Below are 15,471 nucleotides of genomic sequence, written 5' to 3'. Positions count from 1 at the left end.
CCCCTCTTACTCACGCTTTGGCCACTTCGAGAACGTCACTGAGTTTGACGCCACCAAGGCCCTGAAGATTCAGTACTACTCCCCCGGTTGAGGAAGAGCCCAAGGTCACTGACTGCACATTGCCGTAGGTGGCAACAGGCAAATCAGTTTGTTGATTACCTACCCGCGCCTGCGCGGACACGCTGTAATGGCCGGCCGGCATGGCTTGTCCAGCATCATTCGTGCCATCCCAGTCAAAAGCCACGTTGCCAGCAGACTGATCACCCATATTGATGGTTTTCACCAACTGGCCATACTGGTCTTTTACCCGCACGACCACGTCATGCATGTCATCCGATGAGGTCAGCATGCCGCTCATGGAGCCACCCTGCTGATTGAGATAACCGGTATTGGTGGACACCAGTACCTTTTGCCCTACCAGCGTTGAGGCCTGCAGTGCCTGGTTGGAAGTCATGACATCATTAAGCTTGGAAAACTGGTCGCTCATGTTATTGATGCCGTTAACCTGCGCAAACGACGCCATCTGCGAAATCATTTTGTCGTTGTCCACTGGCTTGAACGGATCCTGATAAGCCAGCTGCTTGGTCAGCAAGGACAGAAAATCTTTTTGTGTCAGGCCGGTAGCAGAACCGATGGAATTGCTTTTGCTGTTACTGGTTGCATCCGTAGAGCCGGTATCCCAGCGGGAATTAGCCAGTGGATCCAAACCGTTTGATGAGATGCTCATAGTTCAACCCCTCACTGACCCAACTGCAGGGTACGCAGCAGCATCTGTTTGGCTACATCTGTTACCTGCACGTTGGTCTGATAGCTGCGGGAGGCGGAAATCATGTTGGTCATTTCTTCCACCACATTGACATTGGGCTTGTAGATAAAACCGTCTTTATCGGCCATCGGGTGATCAGGGTTGTACTCTTTCACCAATGGTTTTTTCGATTCAACAATACCCATCACCTTTACGCCGACAGAGTCCTGTTGGCCGCCCATGGCATTATTCAGCTCAGCAGCAAAAACCGGCTGGCGGGCGCGGTAGGTAGCTCCGGCTGAACTGGAGACAGAGTTGGCATTGGCCAGGTTAGAGGCAGTGGTATTCAACCGCACCGACTGCGCACTCATGGCACTGCCAGCAACATCGAAGATGCGATATAAATCACTCATCGTTATTCTCCTTTGATGGCCGTCATCAGCCCTTTGATCTTGCCGCTGAGAAACTGTACGGAGGTCTGGTATTCCAGCGCGTTTTGCAAATACAAGCTGCGCTCGGTCTGCACATCGACGGTATTGCCGTCACCGGTGTCCGGCTGGTTGGGTATGCGGTAACCGATTGCCGATCCCAGGCCAAGGTTTGCCGCCAGATCAGCCGGCGCCTGCATGTGCCCCGCCGACGTGGTGGCCAACAGCCCTGGTTGGCGCTGCTGTGACTGGGCAGCCTGCAAAGCGGCCTTGAAGTCTAAGTCTCGGGCTTTGTAGCCAGGGGTGTCGGCATTGGCAATATTGGATGCCAGCAGCTCAGCACGCTGCGAGCGCACCTCGAGTGCGTACTGGTGAATGCCAAATGCTTTGTTGAAGCTGATTGCCATCGGTTGTGCCTCCGTTAACTGTCAATAACGAAGGCAAGATGTGTGCCAAAGAGGAGAGTAAAAGGCTATTTACGACGATAAATAATGCCGGGATTACAACGCACCATTTCAAAATCACTGACCGCTGTAGGCATCGACTCAGAAGCACCGAGAAACAAATACCCTCCCGGATTCAGTGACTTGGCTATACCGTTAAGAATGCGCAGTTTGTTTTCCGGGGAAAAGTAAATCAACACATTACGACAAAAAACAATATCGAACTTACCCAGCAAGGTATAACTGGACAGCAGGTTGAAATGACGGAAGGTCACCAACCGACGCACATTGGGCTTGATCCGCCAGGTACCTTGCGCAGTTTCATCGAAGTACAGTCGCCGCCGCTCGTCACTCATGCCCCGGCCCAGTGCCAGACTGTCATACTCGCCCCCCTGGCATTGGCTGAGCATGCTGTGGGAAATATCAGTGGCAAGAATTTGCACGCCACCCGGCAAAGTACCGGGCTTTTTGGTCTGGTGTTCCAGTGCCTTGATGGCAATGGAATAAGGTTCCTGCCCGGATGAGCAGGCGGCAGACCAGATTTTGACGTTGCGCCCCCCCTTACCCAACTCCGGAAAGAGCTTTTCTGTCAGTAAATCGAAGGGGTAGCCATCACGAAACCACAGGGTTTCATTGGTGGTCATGGCATCAATAACGGCCGGGCGCAAATCCCGATCACTACTGCCGTTGACCACCATTTTGATCAGCGCACTTAAATCCACCAACCGGAAGCGGCCCAACAATGGCGTCAGGCGACTTTTCACCAGATACTGCTTATTCTCGCCCAGTACAATACCGCACTGGTCTTCAAGGAAACGGCGAAAGATGCCGTAATCCTGCTCGGTCAGGCCATTGCTCACGCTTATTCAGCCTCTACCATTAAGACTTCTTTGACCGCTATAGCCAATTCATCAGGATTGAACTTGGCAATGAAGCGGTCAGCCCCCACTTTTTTTACCATGGCTTGGTTAAAAACGCCTGACAACGATGTATGCAATATTACCGGCAAGTCCTTAAGTTTGGCGTTGGCCCGCACTTCCGCAGTAAGGGTATAACCGTCCATTTCCGGCATTTCCACATCAGAAATCAGCAGGCAGACTTGCTCAGTAATGGACTTATCACACTCGCTAAGCATGTCTTCAAGGAACTCCAGGCCTTCTTTGCCATCCTTGACCAGCTGTAAGGGGATACCCAATGGAGCCAGGGCTTTTTTGATCTGCCCGCGGGCTACCGCCGAATCATCAGCGATCAGCAAAATACGATCTTTGCGTAACGCATCAGCCCCTTCAAAACTCTCAGCACTGGCTTCGGCATTCATCGGGCTGATTTCATCAAGGATTTTCTCGACGTCGAGCAGTTCGACCATTTCCCCTTCGACTTCGGTCACCGCGGTCAGGTAACTGGAGCGACCGGCGCCTTTGGGGGGTGGCTGAATACTTTCCCAGTTGCAGTTCACAATGCGGTCAACCGAGTGCACCAAGAAACCCTGCACTGAACGGTTGTATTCTGTGATGATCACAAAAGCATTGCTGACATCTTCGGTCGGTTTACCGCCCATAGCCTGACGCAAGTCGATCACCGAAATGGTCTGCCCGCGGATATGAGCAACTCCCCGAATGGAATGCTGGCGACGAGGCAATGCAGTCAACGGCGGACACTGCAGCACCTCACGCACTTTAAAGACGTTGATACCAAAACGCTGGCGCCCACCCAAACTGAACATCAGCAGTTCCAGGCGGTTTTGCCCCACCATCTGAGTACGTTGGTTTACTGTGTCGAGAATACCCGCCATACCTGACCTCATTTCCTCACGTTGCAGATGGGCACAGCTTTTGCCTGTATGCTAACACAGCCACTAACGACTGAAATTTGCCGTGACTAGACGTTTGACTGCAAAAACAGATGCCGCTGCAAGGGCTATCGGCCATTACCTGGCCTTCTTTATATTATTGATTGTAAGCGTTTCTGCGCACTCAGCCAGCCAAAAAAAGCTGACACTGCCCGCTGATCTGCAAAAGGTGGCCCAAACAGCAGTGCAAAAAGCCCTTACGCCACCACCCAATGCCCGCATCAACATCACTGCTGCCGAGCCTGACAGCCGGCTGCGATTGCCCTATTGCGCTGACATTCAGTCGCAAGTGCCGGCACGGGCTAACCCTGACAGTTCATTCACTGTCAGGCTCTGGTGTAAAAAACCACACTGGCAATATTTTCTGCCCGTCAGGGCCACTGTAGCAGTACCAATGCTGGTTGCCACACGTTCCTTACCAGCGGGGCTGACGCTCACTGCTGACGATTTAATGGTGCAGTGGCGCTCAAGAAATCGCCTCAGTGGCCGAACTTTTACTGACAAGAATGACATTGTTGGCGCCCGACTACGAATGGGACTGCAAGCACAAAGCCCGGTATTGGCTGACAACCTTTGTGTTGTTTGCCGTGGCGATACCGTTAGCATTCGCGCCGGCAGTGGCGGCCTGCAAATCACCGCTACAGGCACTGCTATCACTAACGGTACCTTTGGGGATCATGTTCGGGTACGAAACAACGGCTCCGGGCAAATAGTGGAAGCCAGGGTCGAAAGCAAAGGTCAGGTTTCAGTCAATTTTTAAAAAAAAGTGGTAAAGTGGTGCCCTTACCTGCCGATACCGAGGCGTGACCCTATTAAATAGGCATGACGTCAACAAATTGACAGTGACGAGGTACTCATGGCAATCGACAAAGTAAACAATGGCCAGCCGCAAGACGTTAATCGTCTTAAAGCGGCTAACCAGAACGTGCGCCAGTCCTCGGCGTCGTCAACACAAAGCACTACCGCTCCGCCGGCGGCCAAGACCGCGCAGGATGCGGTTTCAATTACGGCTCAGGCGGCCGGTATGGAAAAGATGCAGCGCAATATGAGCTCTGAGGCTCCCTTTGATAAAACCAAGGTGGAAAGCCTGAAAAAGGCCATTTCGTCCGGTCACTACAAAGTGAACCACGAAAAGCTGGCAGACAAATTGCTTCAGTTCGAGGACGATCTCTTCGGAACCTGAGGCTAACGCCATGAGCCATACCACGCTCGAAGCGCATCCCGGGGAGACCTTGGATGCGCTTTTGTCATTACAAGCGGCCCAGCTTAAACAAATGCTGGCACTATTGGAGCAGGAACGCTCCCTGCTGGTTGGGCAGGATCACAAAGCCTTAGCCGATATGGCTGACAGTAAGGCAGCTCTGGCCCACCGGCTAAGTAGTGTCGATACGCAATTGGCCAGCCACCCCCAGCGTCAGGAGCCTGAAGCCGTGGATAAACTCCGGGCTATCAAGCCACTGGCGCAGCAGTGCCATGAAGCCAATGCAGTCAATGGGGAGATTATTGTGCAGTTACAAAAGCGGCAGTCACAGCAAAGTGAGTTGTTGCTGCGGGCGCTGGGCCAATCTAACCGAACCTACAATCAAAAAGGCGAGGCGGCTAGCCGCACTCGCCTGCTCGGTGATATTCAGGCGTAATTAATAGCCGCGGATCACGCGGATTTTAGGGCCTGGCTGGGTCAGCAGCTGATAATCGCTGTCATCATTGCTGGCCAGGCTCTGGCGTGCCATTTGTACCTCGGTCACATAACGTCCCTGCAGCTGATAGCTACGAAGCACCTTGGCGCCTTTAACCAGCCCTTGCACACGCAGCTGAGTCTGCTCTGCGGTTAGTTTGCCAGCGCTTAATTGCCGGCGGCTTGAGACATTGACGCCATAGACCTGTTCAGCCAGTTCCTGATAGGCCAGTAGTTTCGAAGTTTCCATCGCCTGGCGCTGGCGTTCAGCCACCGACTTACCGGGCTGGTCAGCAATAATGGCAACCCCAACGCCGGTCAGTAAATCAGTGTCCGCAGGCGTTGTCAGGGCACTACAGCCACTGAGCGCCAGCAGTGTCAGCATCAGTAGTTTTTTCATTGCCCCTCCCGCTCCAGAAAACCGTTATGGCTGAATATGACCCGCTGGCCCTGCCCCATCATCTGGTTATCCATAAAACCACTGGCAGTGGCCACGACCACTCGCGATTTGATGCCTTCGATACGTACATTGACCTGCACCCCGTCCGGGCGCTGTTCATAAGTGCCAACCAGCACGTAATCTACCGGCAGGCGTTCATTCAGCTTGGCCGGATCACGGCTCAGGTAAAAATCGCCCTTGCCGGTGATATTGATTTTACCTCGGCCTTTGAGATCAACCAGCGTGTAACCCAGCTGGTGCAGCTTGGTTGTCAAGCTCTCGGCCAATACCCGGCCAAGGGCTCCACTGCTATCGAGGTCGTTGACATCCACCAAACTGGCAACCACCAGTGGCGTGCGGTAAGTGATATAGCGGGCATTCGTCGCCAGTTGCTGTGACAGCTGCCCGGCGAAATGGTCAAACTGCGCCGGCTGTGATGCATTACCAAACCAGCTCCCGGCCAGGGCTACCGGCGCGAACAATAGGAATAAGGTTGCTTGCCAGAGTCGTTTCATCATCTATCTTCTCCGTCTCTGTTGCCGTTATCGGCGCAAACTGACGTATCTTAAGTAACAACGCATAAGCAATTTGTTGGAACGACTCTTGCAAAATCTGACCCATAACCCGGATCAGGTGACACCATGACACGACGTCTGCTCATCTTTATGCTTGCCTTTTTGACTATACCGGCACAGGCGACCTGGTATCAGGTGCAGGGCCAGGCCAGTACCGATCAGAGCGACCCGCACCAGGCCGCGCTAAAAGATGCTATTGCCCAGGCCCACTTTTACGCCGGTATTCGTGCAGGTAATGGCGCCCGCGATCAGCTGCTACGCCAATACAAGGTCTTATCTGAAGAGCGCCAGCAAGGTGTATTAAAGCTTCGGGTGTTGGTGGATCTGAACGACAACGTCGACAACCAATGCTGGCAACGCCAGCCTATCGCCCTGTACCGCTTTAGCTGGGCGACGCCGGATCAGGCAATCAGTGGCCTGGTGGGTGACCCAGGGCAAGGTATTGCCGCCGAGCTGGCAAGATTGCTCCGTGCCCGCCAAAGTGCACTGATGCCGGTTGACAGCATCGGTGCCACTCTCGACCAACCACAAGCCCATAGTAAAGCGGTATTGCAGCAACTGGCAGAAACCAGCGGTGCCCGCTACCTGCTGGGTGGCCGTTTAGTACGCATCGCCGATAGCCGTCAGGATGCGCCCTGGTATAAACCGTGGCAAAGCGACCAACACCGCATAAGCGTAGCCATAGACACCTGGCTAATTGACAGTTTTTCCGGCCACAAACTCTTTCAGCGCCGCTACCTGGCCGAAGCCAGTGAAGCCAATGGCGTCAACCTTGACACCCAAGACCCACGCTTTTGGCTAAGCCCTTTTGGCCAAGCTCTGCAACGGCAATTGCAGCAACTGGTCACCGATCTTGAGCAGGCGCTGCCCTGCCAGGCAAGCCAGTGGCCGATCATTGCCATCAATGAAAATGGTTTGCTGCTGGATGCCGGGCTCAAGGCCGGTATCCATCCGGACGACACCTTTACCCTGCTGCACAAACGCACCATGGTGACCGCCACCGGTGATCGCCGCCAGGTACTGGTGCCCGCTGATACCACTTTAACCGTGGCCTGGCAGTCGGCTACCCAGACCCTGCTCAAAACGCCAATCGCCCCTGAGCAAGCCAACATTCAAGTCGGGGATTTTGTGGTCAGAGCCGACAACTGAGCAGCTTTTGCACAACCGGCCGGTGGGCGCTTTCCATCTGCCGGGGCAACGGTATAATCGGCTGCTAAGTCCCTATAGCTCAACAGGATAGAGCAGTCGCCTCCTAAGCGACCGATCCAGGTTCGAGTCCTGGTGGGGACGCCACATCAAACCTCGCTGCGGCGGGGTTTGTCGTTTCTTTGCCACCGTCAGGTAAATTCCATTACAGCGCCTAGCAAGGCTTTTGATACCATGGCCGGCACGAGTTTATCGCTGAAATAAGGATTTCCCATGCCGCTTCTGGACAGCTTTACTGTTGACCACACCCGCATGAAGGCTCCGGCCGTACGTGTTGCCAAAACCATGACTACCCCCGGTGGCGATACCATCACGGTATTTGATCTGCGTTTTTGCCTGCCCAACCAGGAAATTCTCAGTGAAAAAGGCATTCATACCCTGGAGCACCTGTTTGCCGGTTTTATGCGCCAGCACCTGAACAGTGACCAGGTTGAGATCATTGATATTTCGCCGATGGGTTGTCGCACCGGTTTTTACATGAGCCTGATCGGCGAGCCGAGCGAGCAACAAGTGGCCGATGCCTGGCTGGCGGCAATGAACGATGTTATCGAAGTGCAAGATCAATCCCAGATCCCGGAGCTGAATCTCTACCAGTGCGGCACTGCTACCATGCACTCTTTGACCGAAGCGCAGGATATTGCGCGTAATGTTGCAGCCCGAGGGGTAACCGTCAATGTGAATGACGAGCTGGCACTGAGCGAGGAGTTTCTGGCCAAGCACCAGTAAGGCGCTATGAAAGGGGTCGACCTCTCCAGCGGCCGCCACCGTAACGGCCTAACCTTCACCGTTGCCGGCATTCTGGTGCTGGCATTGGGCGTTGGCGCGCTCAGCCAGCACTGGCTCGGGCCGGGTATGCTGCTGATTTTGGTCGGGCCGGTGCTATTGATATTGGGCGTTGGCAAGTTGACCGAGCCGGTCAACAGCCTGTCGGTCAATGACCAAAGCCTGAGCCTACATCACCGCCGGGGAGGCTGGAGCCTGAAGTGGACCGATATTCAGCGCCTGGATCAGCTAACGCTGGGCCAGGGCTTTGCCGCCCGTGAGCTACCCTATATCGGTTTTCGCCTGAAAAACCCGGATTGTATCCTTGCCACCATCAGCCCCCGGCTGGCGGTCGGGCTGCTCACCGAGCAGCGTAACCTACTGGTCTTGGCGTTGCGTCAGCAATGCCCGTCCTGCCAGGCTGATGACCTCTTTGAAGACAACCACTACATCAGCCCCGGTGGCGTACACTACAGTGGCGTGATCGCCATGCTCGGTAACCGCATGGCCAGATTGCGTGCGTTGACCGGTTTTGATCTGCTCATGGCCGAAGAGCTGGCTGGCGACAACGGCCTGGGGCTGCTACGCCGCTACTGGGCTGCGGGTCAGGCGCCACGAGACTGACGGCGACTCAACCACAGCGCCAATACCATTACCGCCGAGCCTGCCAGCAACCGCAGCCAGTCGGCCTGCCCCTGCCAGATCACCACATTGACCACAATACCGGCGGGGATCAGGACGTTATTCATGACCGCCAGTTGTTGCGCACTGACACGCATGGAACCGGCACTCCAGCCCAAATAGCCCAGTCCGGATGCCACAATGCCCAACCACAGCAACACTGCACCTTGTAGCCAGGTCTGGGGCCGCGCCGCCCAATCGCCCCAACACAGCGCCGCCAGAGCTGTAACCAGGCTGGCACCGAGAAAAAACCAGGCAAAGCGCTGACGGTGGGTCAAGTCATCACCGGCACTGTCATGGCGATACCAGACCTGCCCCAGGGCAAAGCAGGCATTGGCGGCCTGGATCAACAAAAAACCATGCCAGTAACTGTCACTGAGATCGGTCCAACGGATCACCAAGGCACCGGCTACCGCCAACATGGCCGGTAGCCAGAACTGCCGGGGCCAACGTCGGGCCAGCAGATCCGCAAACAGACTGACGTAAAGCGGAGTAAAGATGGTGAACAGCAGTAGCTCCGGCACGCTGAGATACTGGTAGCTTTTGTATAGAAACAGATACATCACGCCGATTTCGATGGCACCGATGGCCATCAGCCGCAAGGCCCGACGCCACGGTAAAGGCCGCCAAAACGGCAAAAAAACCAACAATGCCAAGAGCATCCGCGACAGTACCGCCAGGTAAGCGTCCACCTGACCGGCTAAATAAACACCAATCAACGAAAAAGAAAACGCCCACAACAGGGTGACCAACCACAACAACGCCATTTACTGCTCCGAGCAAAAACACATCACATCTTTACCAAAGTAGCGCCGCCAGCCTTGTTGCTGCATACCGATGCTACGCGCCACACCTTGTGAACCGAGGTTGTCCTGATGAATAAGCGCAATAATGCGCGCCAATGCCAGCCGCTGGTGGCCGTCGGCCAAGGCCGCAGCCGCCGCTTCGGTAGCGAGTCCCTGACGCCAGTAAGTCGGCATCAGCCGGTAACCCAGCTCCCGCTCATCCATTTCCGGCAGGTATTTGATGCCACAAAAGCCAATGACTTTATTATCAGCTTTATGCACGACCGCCAGACGGCCATGGCCGTAGTTGGCATAATCGCTCAGCGCTGTTTTTTTCATCATCGCTTTTGCTTCAGCCAGACTGGGGATCGGCGGCTGGCCAATGTAATGCAGTACCTGCGGGTCACGGTTCATGTCCCAAAAGGCTTGCGCATCATCAAGGGTAAAAGGACGTAACAACAGGCGCGGCGTTACAATCATCGGCTCAGGCTCTATGGCAAAAGGCCATCAGGGTAAAACAAGCAGCCGGGAAATGCGCTATACACTTGAAGTGACATTTTTTTGACGGTGCCATCATGACCTTAGACGCCCTGCTTGTTGCACTGCCTGGCCTGGCTTTACTGGTGCTGCTGGTGCTGCTGGCTTACCGGCTGACACGCCGCAGCCTTTGCCTGTTTGTCGTGCAGTTTCGCGGCCATCAGCTGGTGGTGAAAAAAGGCACCTTGCCGACCGATTTCAAAGCCTTTTGTGAAAACCTGGCACGGCACAGTCACGTCAAAGGTACCCTTTATGGCTACCGCCACCATGGCCAGATCAGCTTGCTGTTTTCCAGTAACTTTCCGCCATTAATTAAAGAAAAGCTGCGCAGTGCCTTTCCTTTTCAGAGTTACCAGCGCAAACGCTCCTAAAAAAGCGGCCCTGAGGCCGCTTTTTCACAGTTTTTCCGGATGCAAATCATGCAGACTTTGCCACACCCCATTGGTGCCCAGCACCTGCGCATGATGGCGGCGCAATTCCCGTGGCTCTTTCACGCCGACAGAGTGGGCAATGATCCCCACTTCTTTTTCGACATTGGCATGGTAGTGCGCAACCCGCTCCGCTTTGTCGGCCGGCACCAGCCCCCGTTGTAGCTTCGGATCATGAGTGGTGATACCGGTAGGGCAGGTGTTTTTATTGCACTGCATCGACTGAATACATCCCAGCGAAAATAAAAAGCCCCGAGCACTGTTCACAAAATCAGCGCCCATGGCGATGGCCCAGGCCACATCCGTCGGCGTGATCAGCTTACCGGAGGCAACCACCGGAATACGCTCACGCAGCTCGTATTCGTCAAGCTTATCGACCAGCGCAGGCAGGCTTTCTCTTAACGTCAGACCCACAGAGTCCATGAGTGGCATCGGCGCCGCGCCGGTACCGCCATCCGCGCCATCAAGAGTGATAAAGTCAGGGGCCACTTCTACCCCACGCTGTTTAATAGTCGTAAAAAATTCATCCAGCCATTCCCGTGTACCCAGCACAAACTTGATGCCGCAGGGCTTGCCGGTGACTTCACGGATATGACCAACCATGGTCAGCAGACTGTCAACACTGTCAATTTCCGGGTGACGATTAGGGCTGATGGAATCCTCACCCCGAGGAATGCCACGCACTTTGGCAATTTCTTCGGTCACCTTGGCACCAGGCAACATGCCCCCCTTGCCCGGTTTTGCACCCTGGCTGAGTTTCAGCTCAAACAGTTTCACTTGTGGGTGCTCAGCTATGGCCTTGAGCTTGTCATCGTCCAATTGGCCATTCTCATTACGGACGCCGTACTTGGCAGTGCCTATCTGAAAAACGATATCGCAGCCGCCGCTAAGGTGATAAGGCGACAGCCCACCCTCACCGGTGTTGTACCAGCAGCCCGCTTTGGCAGCGCCTTTGGAGAGCGCCTCCACGGCTACTTTCGACAAAGCGCCAAAGCTCATGCCGGAAATATTAAAAAAGGTCTTGGCTTCATAAGAGTGGCGGGCATAGGGACCAATCACTCGCCCCGGGGCCGCTACACCGTCGGTGTCTAAAGTCGGGTAAGGGGTGTTAAGAAACAGTACCGTACCGGGCTTGCTCATATCGCGGGTAGAGCCAAAAGCCCGCGTATTATCGACATTCTTGGCAGCCTTGTAGCACCAGGTACGCTGCGCCCGGTTAAAGGGCATTTCTTCCCGGTCCATGGCGTAGAAATACTGGCGAAAGAACTCACCGAGGTGTTCGAACAAATAGCGAAAGCGGCCGATAACCGGGTAATTACGCAAAATGGCGGAGCGGGTCTGGCGGGCATCTTCCTGATAGGCAATAAAAAAAGCGACAATGGCACCGATCACCAGCAACAGCAGGATCAGTACAAAAATTTCAATCGTGGCGCTGACCACCGAATCCAGGGTTGTCATGGGCACTCCTTGTGGTTGTACTCGTCCAGCCTACGCTTTTTATGCTGAAATTGCAGGCAACCGGTGACAAAAAAGCCGGCACTAGGCCGGCTCTTATATACCTAATGGTACTTACAGTTTGCTGGCGTTTTCTGCCAGGTAGGAAGCAACGCCATCAGCGTCAGCTTTCATACCTTTGTCACCTTTGTTCCAACCGGCCGGGCACACTTCACCGTGCTCTTCGGTGAATTGCAGGGCATCAATCATGCGCAGCATCTCATCAATGTTGCGGCCCAGCGGCAGGTCGTTAACCACCTGATGGCGCACAGTACCTTCCTGGTCAATCAAAAAAGAACCACGGAACGCTACGCCCGCTTCCGGGTGCTCAACGTCATAGGCTTTGCAGATCTCGTGCTTCACGTCAGCAACCAGCGGGTAACGCACTTCACCAATACCGCCTTTTTCAATAGCAGTGGCACGCCAGGCGTGGTGAGTGAACTGGGAGTCAATGGATACACCGATGACTTCAACGCCACGCTTGGTGAATTCTTCCAGACGATGGTCAAAAGCAATCAGCTCAGACGGGCATACAAAGGTGAAATCCAACGGGTAGAAGAATACTACCGCGTACTTGCCCTTGATGTGGGACTTGAGGTTGAAGGATTCGGTGATCTCACCGTTACCCATGACAGCCGCTGCAGTGAAGTCCGGTGCCGGACGACCAACGAGTACGCTCATTGCACTTCTCCATTTTATTGATGTGGCATGAGGCATGCCGATTTGTGTCGTCGCCGATTATAGCCGCTTGATCATGACAAACAAGGGACGCCCCGGTACATCGACAGCCACCGGACAGCTTGCTAGGCTGCCTTTTCATCAAAAAAACAGAATAAGAACAATGTTACTGAACCCGGTTGTGTTATCCGTATTGCTGCTGTTGCTGCTAAGCCTGGCGAGGGTCAATGTGGTCGTGGCGTTGGCACTGTCAGCCATTGCCGCTGGCCTGCTGGGCGGCCTTGACCTTCACCGTACTCTGGCCGCTTTTACCGGCGGCCTTGGCGGCGGCGCTGAAATCGCCTTGGGCTACGCCATGCTCGGTGCTTTTGCTGTGGCCATTGCCCGCTCCGGGATCACCGAGTGGCTGGCCAATCATATCGTCGGGCGTCTGGGCAGCACCCCCAGCCCCAGCCGCCGGCTCGTGATCAAAAATACCTTACTGGCGGTGATCCTGACGATGGCCGTGATGTCACAGAACCTGATCCCCATTCATATTGCTTTTATTCCCATACTGATCCCGCCACTGTTGGGCGTTTTGACTGATCTCAAGGTTGACCGGCGGCTGCTAGCCTGTGTGATGACCTTTGGTCTGGTTACACCCTATATGGCCTTACCGGTTGGTTTTGGCGGGATATTTCTCAACCAGTTATTGCTGGGTAATTTGACCGCTAATGGCCTGGCCATCAGTGCCAGTCAGCTCCCGAAGGTAATGCTGATCCCGGCGCTGGGTATGGTGGCGGGGTTGCTGATTGCCGTGTTCATCAGTTACCGAAAGCCTCGCCACTACGCGCCCAGCCATGTGCCCGGTGAAACCACTGACCATCGGCCACTGAATTGGCGCATATTGCTAGTCACCGTACTGGCATTAGCGAGCGCCTACACCCTGCAGTTAACTACCGACTCCATTATTCTCGGCGCTTTGGCCGGTTTTTGTGTGTTTGTTGCCGGTGGTGTGGTGCCCTGGCAAGAAAGTCAGGATGACTTCACCCAAGGGGTGAAGATGATGTCGCTGATTGGCTTTATCATGATCACCGCCAGCGGCTACGCCGATGTGCTCAAAGCCACAGGCGCGGTCAATACACTGGTCCAAAGCCTGTCAGCAGACATGGGGTCAAAACCTATGGCCGCCGCGCTGATGCTGCTGGTCGGGCTATTTGTCACCATGGGTATTGGCTCCAGTTTCTCGACGGTGCCGATCATCGCCACTTTGTATGTGCCGTTGTGCATCCAGTTGGGCTTTTCAGCTATGGCCACCGCAGCCATTGTCGGTACTGCCGCGGCGTTAGGGGATGCCGGCTCACCAGCGTCAGATTCCACCGTTGGCCCGACAGCAGGCCTTAATGCTGATGGCCAGCATGACCACATTCGTGATTCAGTGATCCCAACCTTCATCCATTACAACCTGCCGCTACTAGTGGCCGGCTGGGTAGCCGCAATGGTGTTATAAGGCATAAAAAAACCGGGCTGCTGCCCGGTTTTTGCTGCCCTGGTATCAGGCGTTATCTTCTGGCTGCTGCGCCGCTTCTTTAACCAGCGGCTGCAACTCCCCTTTCTGGTACATTTCCAGAATAATGTCGCAGCCACCAATCAGCTCGCCTGCTACCCACAGTTGCGGGAACGTCGGCCAGTCAGCATATTTTGGCAACTCGGCACGGATATCCGGGTTTTGCAGAATATCGACATAAGCGAAGGGCTCACCACAGGCCATCAGTGCCTGTGCGGCCTGGGCCGAAAAGCCGCAGCTGGGCAGCTTGGGTGAGCCTTTCATATACAGCAGAATGCTGTGCTCAGCGATCTGCTCTTTAATGCGTTCGATGGTGTCCATGACAACCCCCTTATCAATGTTGCCAACTATTGTACTGCCAGCAAGGTGCTAGCCCAAGACCCCTGACTACCCGATAAATAAAAAAATTGCTTTATATATTCACAGCGCAGGCAGAGGGAGTACAATGAATGACGAGTGAGTAATGTCGAACACAACCAAAGGAGAGGAACAAATGGCTTTTGAACTTCCGCCACTTCCTTACGAGAAAAACGCTCTGGAACCGCACATCTCCGCTGAGACTCTGGAATTTCACTACGGTAAACACCACAACACCTACGTAGTTAACCTGAACAACCTGACTGCCGGCACTGAAAACGAAGGCAAGTCTCTGGAAGACATTATCAAAACCGCCAGCGGTGGCCTGTTCAACAACGCCGCCCAGGTCTGGAACCATACCTTCTACTGGCACTGCCTGAGCCCCAACGGCGGCGGCGTAGCTACTGGTGCCATTGCTGATGCTATCAACAGCACTTTCGGCTCTTTTGATGCCTTCAAAGAAGAATTCACCAAAAGCGCTACCACCAACTTCGGCTCCGGCTGGACCTGGCTGGTGAAAAAGGCTGATGGCTCCATCGCCATTCACAATACCTCCAACGCTGGCTGCCCGATCACCGAAGGCCTGACACCGTTGCTGACCGTGGATGTATGGGAGCACGCTTACTACATCGATTACCGCAATGCCCGTCCGAAGTACATGGACGCATTCTGGGCACTGGTGAACTGGGACTTTGTGAACCAGAACTTCGCCTGATAGACCTATCGAGAAAAGCCCGCTTCGGCGGGCTTTTTTATTACCTGAAGCTGCTAACGCGCTGGCATATATCAGTTTTTACAGATTAAACAGACTCAAAAAAACTGATCGATCTCCGCCCCTGGGCA

The 15,471-nt window shown here is 54.5% G+C and carries 21 protein-coding genes and 1 tRNA gene; 10 read left to right on the top strand and 12 right to left on the bottom strand.

The genetic code is table 11. From position 1 onward, the window contains the following. Positions 1-10: 10 nt before the first annotated feature. The 5 genes from WDB70_RS04255 to WDB70_RS04235 form a co-directional block, all read right to left on the bottom strand. Positions 11-727 carry a flagellar hook assembly protein FlgD gene (locus tag WDB70_RS04255; RefSeq protein WP_406666955.1) on the bottom strand — a complete coding sequence of 239 codons (717 nt, stop codon included), beginning with the start codon at positions 725-727 and terminating at the stop codon, positions 11-13. Between the two features lie 11 nt (positions 728-738). Further along, positions 739-1,158: a flagellar basal body rod protein FlgC gene (gene flgC / locus WDB70_RS04250; RefSeq protein ID WP_406666953.1), complete on the bottom strand. Its 420-nt coding sequence runs from the start codon at positions 1,156-1,158 to the stop codon at positions 739-741. A 2-nt stretch (positions 1,159-1,160) separates the two neighbouring features. Next, entirely contained in the window at positions 1,161-1,580 is a 420-nt protein-coding gene (gene flgB / locus WDB70_RS04245) for a flagellar basal body rod protein FlgB (protein WP_406666951.1), read from the bottom strand. A 65-nt stretch (positions 1,581-1,645) separates the two neighbouring features. Next, on the bottom strand, positions 1,646-2,476 hold the full coding sequence (locus WDB70_RS04240; RefSeq protein WP_406666949.1) for a CheR family methyltransferase: 831 nt from the start codon (positions 2,474-2,476) through the stop codon (positions 1,646-1,648). Positions 2,477-2,478: 2 nt separating this feature from the next. Then, positions 2,479-3,408 carry a chemotaxis protein CheV gene (locus WDB70_RS04235; protein ID WP_406666947.1) on the bottom strand — a complete coding sequence of 310 codons (930 nt, stop codon included), beginning with the start codon at positions 3,406-3,408 and terminating at the stop codon, positions 2,479-2,481. Between the two features lie 241 nt (positions 3,409-3,649). Here WDB70_RS04235 and flgA point away from each other — a divergent pair, with 241 nt between their 5' ends. The 3 genes from flgA (at position 3,650) to flgN (ending at position 5,102) form a co-directional block, all read left to right on the top strand. Continuing rightward, complete coding sequence (flgA, locus tag WDB70_RS04230; protein ID WP_406666945.1) at positions 3,650-4,225, top strand: flagellar basal body P-ring formation chaperone FlgA; 576 nt, start codon at positions 3,650-3,652, stop codon at positions 4,223-4,225. Between the two features lie 96 nt (positions 4,226-4,321). After that, positions 4,322-4,648, top strand: coding sequence for a flagellar biosynthesis anti-sigma factor FlgM (gene flgM / locus WDB70_RS04225; RefSeq protein WP_406666943.1), 327 nt, complete (start codon positions 4,322-4,324; stop codon positions 4,646-4,648). 10 nt (positions 4,649-4,658) lie between these two features. Continuing rightward, positions 4,659-5,102 (top strand): flagellar export chaperone FlgN, encoded by a 444-nt coding sequence (flgN, locus tag WDB70_RS04220; protein ID WP_406666941.1) that lies wholly within the window; start codon positions 4,659-4,661, stop codon positions 5,100-5,102. Here the strand turns inward: flgN and WDB70_RS04215 are convergent, their stop codons facing one another. Continuing rightward, on the bottom strand, positions 5,103-5,540 hold the full coding sequence (locus WDB70_RS04215; RefSeq protein ID WP_406666939.1) for a hypothetical protein: 438 nt from the start codon (positions 5,538-5,540) through the stop codon (positions 5,103-5,105). Continuing rightward, positions 5,537-6,097 (bottom strand): FlgO family outer membrane protein, encoded by a 561-nt coding sequence (locus tag WDB70_RS04210; RefSeq protein ID WP_406666937.1) that lies wholly within the window; start codon positions 6,095-6,097, stop codon positions 5,537-5,539. Before WDB70_RS04210 ends, WDB70_RS04215 begins: the two co-directional genes overlap by 4 nt. Positions 6,098-6,220: 123 nt before the next feature. Here WDB70_RS04210 and WDB70_RS04205 point away from each other — a divergent pair, with 123 nt between their 5' ends. The 4 genes from WDB70_RS04205 (at position 6,221) to WDB70_RS04190 (ending at position 8,746) form a co-directional block, all read left to right on the top strand. Next, positions 6,221-7,303, top strand: a complete 1,083-nt coding sequence (locus tag WDB70_RS04205) for a flagella assembly protein FlgT middle domain-containing protein (RefSeq protein WP_406666935.1) — start codon at positions 6,221-6,223, stop codon at positions 7,301-7,303. 68 nt (positions 7,304-7,371) lie between these two features. Then, positions 7,372-7,447: transfer RNA gene (locus WDB70_RS04200), tRNA-Arg, on the top strand. A 126-nt stretch (positions 7,448-7,573) separates the two neighbouring features. Continuing rightward, positions 7,574-8,086: an S-ribosylhomocysteine lyase gene (luxS, locus tag WDB70_RS04195; RefSeq protein ID WP_406666933.1), complete on the top strand. Its 513-nt coding sequence runs from the start codon at positions 7,574-7,576 to the stop codon at positions 8,084-8,086. Positions 8,087-8,092: 6 nt separating this feature from the next. Further along, positions 8,093-8,746, top strand: a complete 654-nt coding sequence (locus tag WDB70_RS04190) for a DUF2982 domain-containing protein (protein WP_406666931.1) — start codon at positions 8,093-8,095, stop codon at positions 8,744-8,746. Here WDB70_RS04190 and WDB70_RS04185 read toward each other — a convergent pair. Together WDB70_RS04185 and WDB70_RS04180 are read right to left on the bottom strand one after the other, a co-directional pair. Then, complete coding sequence (locus tag WDB70_RS04185; RefSeq protein ID WP_406666929.1) at positions 8,728-9,570, bottom strand: EamA family transporter; 843 nt, start codon at positions 9,568-9,570, stop codon at positions 8,728-8,730. The two genes, WDB70_RS04190 and WDB70_RS04185, sit on opposite strands and share 19 nt — an antisense overlap. Continuing rightward, on the bottom strand, positions 9,571-10,068 hold the full coding sequence (locus WDB70_RS04180) for a GNAT family N-acetyltransferase (protein ID WP_406666927.1): 498 nt from the start codon (positions 10,066-10,068) through the stop codon (positions 9,571-9,573). A gap of 95 nt (positions 10,069-10,163) precedes the next feature. Here WDB70_RS04180 and WDB70_RS04175 point away from each other — a divergent pair, with 95 nt between their 5' ends. Continuing rightward, on the top strand, positions 10,164-10,496 hold the full coding sequence (locus WDB70_RS04175) for a DUF3634 family protein (protein WP_406666925.1): 333 nt from the start codon (positions 10,164-10,166) through the stop codon (positions 10,494-10,496). Between the two features lie 24 nt (positions 10,497-10,520). Here WDB70_RS04175 and WDB70_RS04170 read toward each other — a convergent pair whose 3' ends face one another. Both WDB70_RS04170 and WDB70_RS04165 read right to left on the bottom strand, forming a co-directional pair. After that, positions 10,521-12,011: an FMN-binding glutamate synthase family protein gene (locus WDB70_RS04170; protein WP_406666923.1), complete on the bottom strand. Its 1,491-nt coding sequence runs from the start codon at positions 12,009-12,011 to the stop codon at positions 10,521-10,523. 111 nt (positions 12,012-12,122) lie between these two features. Next, positions 12,123-12,728, bottom strand: a complete 606-nt coding sequence (locus WDB70_RS04165; protein ID WP_406666921.1) for a peroxiredoxin — start codon at positions 12,726-12,728, stop codon at positions 12,123-12,125. Between the two features lie 160 nt (positions 12,729-12,888). On the opposite strand from WDB70_RS04165, the gene WDB70_RS04160 reads away from it, so the two are divergent. Continuing rightward, positions 12,889-14,214, top strand: coding sequence for a Na+/H+ antiporter family protein (locus WDB70_RS04160; protein ID WP_406666919.1), 1,326 nt, complete (start codon positions 12,889-12,891; stop codon positions 14,212-14,214). A gap of 45 nt (positions 14,215-14,259) precedes the next feature. On the opposite strand, the gene WDB70_RS04155 is transcribed toward WDB70_RS04160, so the two are convergent. Next, the gene (locus WDB70_RS04155) at positions 14,260-14,592 is read right to left on the bottom strand and encodes a Grx4 family monothiol glutaredoxin (RefSeq protein WP_406666917.1); all 333 of its coding nucleotides are present in this window, start codon (positions 14,590-14,592) and stop codon (positions 14,260-14,262) included. Between the two features lie 172 nt (positions 14,593-14,764). On the opposite strand from WDB70_RS04155, the gene sodB reads away from it, so the two are divergent. Further along, on the top strand, positions 14,765-15,343 hold the full coding sequence (sodB, locus tag WDB70_RS04150) for a superoxide dismutase [Fe] (protein WP_406666915.1): 579 nt from the start codon (positions 14,765-14,767) through the stop codon (positions 15,341-15,343). The last annotated feature ends 128 nt before the right edge of the window (positions 15,344-15,471 follow it).

This window comes from Gallaecimonas aegicerasi (genome assembly GCF_045291545.1).
Taxonomy (GTDB): domain Bacteria; phylum Pseudomonadota; class Gammaproteobacteria; order Enterobacterales; family Gallaecimonadaceae; genus Gallaecimonas.
Note: the sequence above shows the minus strand (reverse complement) of the source record. Positions and strands in the feature narration are given on the sequence as shown.

Excerpts from the sequence above, each read along its gene's own strand:
- WDB70_RS04255 (WP_406666955.1), bottom strand. The coding sequence starts at position 727 with ATGAGCATCTCATCAAACGGTTTGGATCCACTGGCTAATTCCCGCTGG.
- flgC (WP_406666953.1), bottom strand. The coding sequence starts at position 1,158 with ATGAGTGATTTATATCGCATCTTCGATGTTGCTGGCAGTGCCATGAGT.
- flgB (WP_406666951.1), bottom strand. The coding sequence starts at position 1,580 with ATGGCAATCAGCTTCAACAAAGCATTTGGCATTCACCAGTACGCACTC.
- WDB70_RS04235 (WP_406666947.1), bottom strand. The coding sequence starts at position 3,408 with ATGGCGGGTATTCTCGACACAGTAAACCAACGTACTCAGATGGTGGGG.
- flgM (WP_406666943.1), top strand. The coding sequence starts at position 4,322 with ATGGCAATCGACAAAGTAAACAATGGCCAGCCGCAAGACGTTAATCGT.
- flgN (WP_406666941.1), top strand. The coding sequence starts at position 4,659 with ATGAGCCATACCACGCTCGAAGCGCATCCCGGGGAGACCTTGGATGCG.
- WDB70_RS04215 (WP_406666939.1), bottom strand. The coding sequence starts at position 5,540 with ATGAAAAAACTACTGATGCTGACACTGCTGGCGCTCAGTGGCTGTAGT.
- WDB70_RS04210 (WP_406666937.1), bottom strand. The coding sequence starts at position 6,097 with ATGATGAAACGACTCTGGCAAGCAACCTTATTCCTATTGTTCGCGCCG.
- WDB70_RS04205 (WP_406666935.1), top strand. The coding sequence starts at position 6,221 with ATGACACGACGTCTGCTCATCTTTATGCTTGCCTTTTTGACTATACCG.
- luxS (WP_406666933.1), top strand. The coding sequence starts at position 7,574 with ATGCCGCTTCTGGACAGCTTTACTGTTGACCACACCCGCATGAAGGCT.
- WDB70_RS04190 (WP_406666931.1), top strand. The coding sequence starts at position 8,093 with ATGAAAGGGGTCGACCTCTCCAGCGGCCGCCACCGTAACGGCCTAACC.
- WDB70_RS04185 (WP_406666929.1), bottom strand. The coding sequence starts at position 9,570 with ATGGCGTTGTTGTGGTTGGTCACCCTGTTGTGGGCGTTTTCTTTTTCG.
- WDB70_RS04180 (WP_406666927.1), bottom strand. The coding sequence starts at position 10,068 with ATGATTGTAACGCCGCGCCTGTTGTTACGTCCTTTTACCCTTGATGAT.
- WDB70_RS04175 (WP_406666925.1), top strand. The coding sequence starts at position 10,164 with ATGACCTTAGACGCCCTGCTTGTTGCACTGCCTGGCCTGGCTTTACTG.
- WDB70_RS04170 (WP_406666923.1), bottom strand. The coding sequence starts at position 12,011 with ATGACAACCCTGGATTCGGTGGTCAGCGCCACGATTGAAATTTTTGTA.
- WDB70_RS04165 (WP_406666921.1), bottom strand. The coding sequence starts at position 12,728 with ATGAGCGTACTCGTTGGTCGTCCGGCACCGGACTTCACTGCAGCGGCT.
- WDB70_RS04160 (WP_406666919.1), top strand. The coding sequence starts at position 12,889 with ATGTTACTGAACCCGGTTGTGTTATCCGTATTGCTGCTGTTGCTGCTA.
- WDB70_RS04155 (WP_406666917.1), bottom strand. The coding sequence starts at position 14,592 with ATGGACACCATCGAACGCATTAAAGAGCAGATCGCTGAGCACAGCATT.
- sodB (WP_406666915.1), top strand. The coding sequence starts at position 14,765 with ATGGCTTTTGAACTTCCGCCACTTCCTTACGAGAAAAACGCTCTGGAA.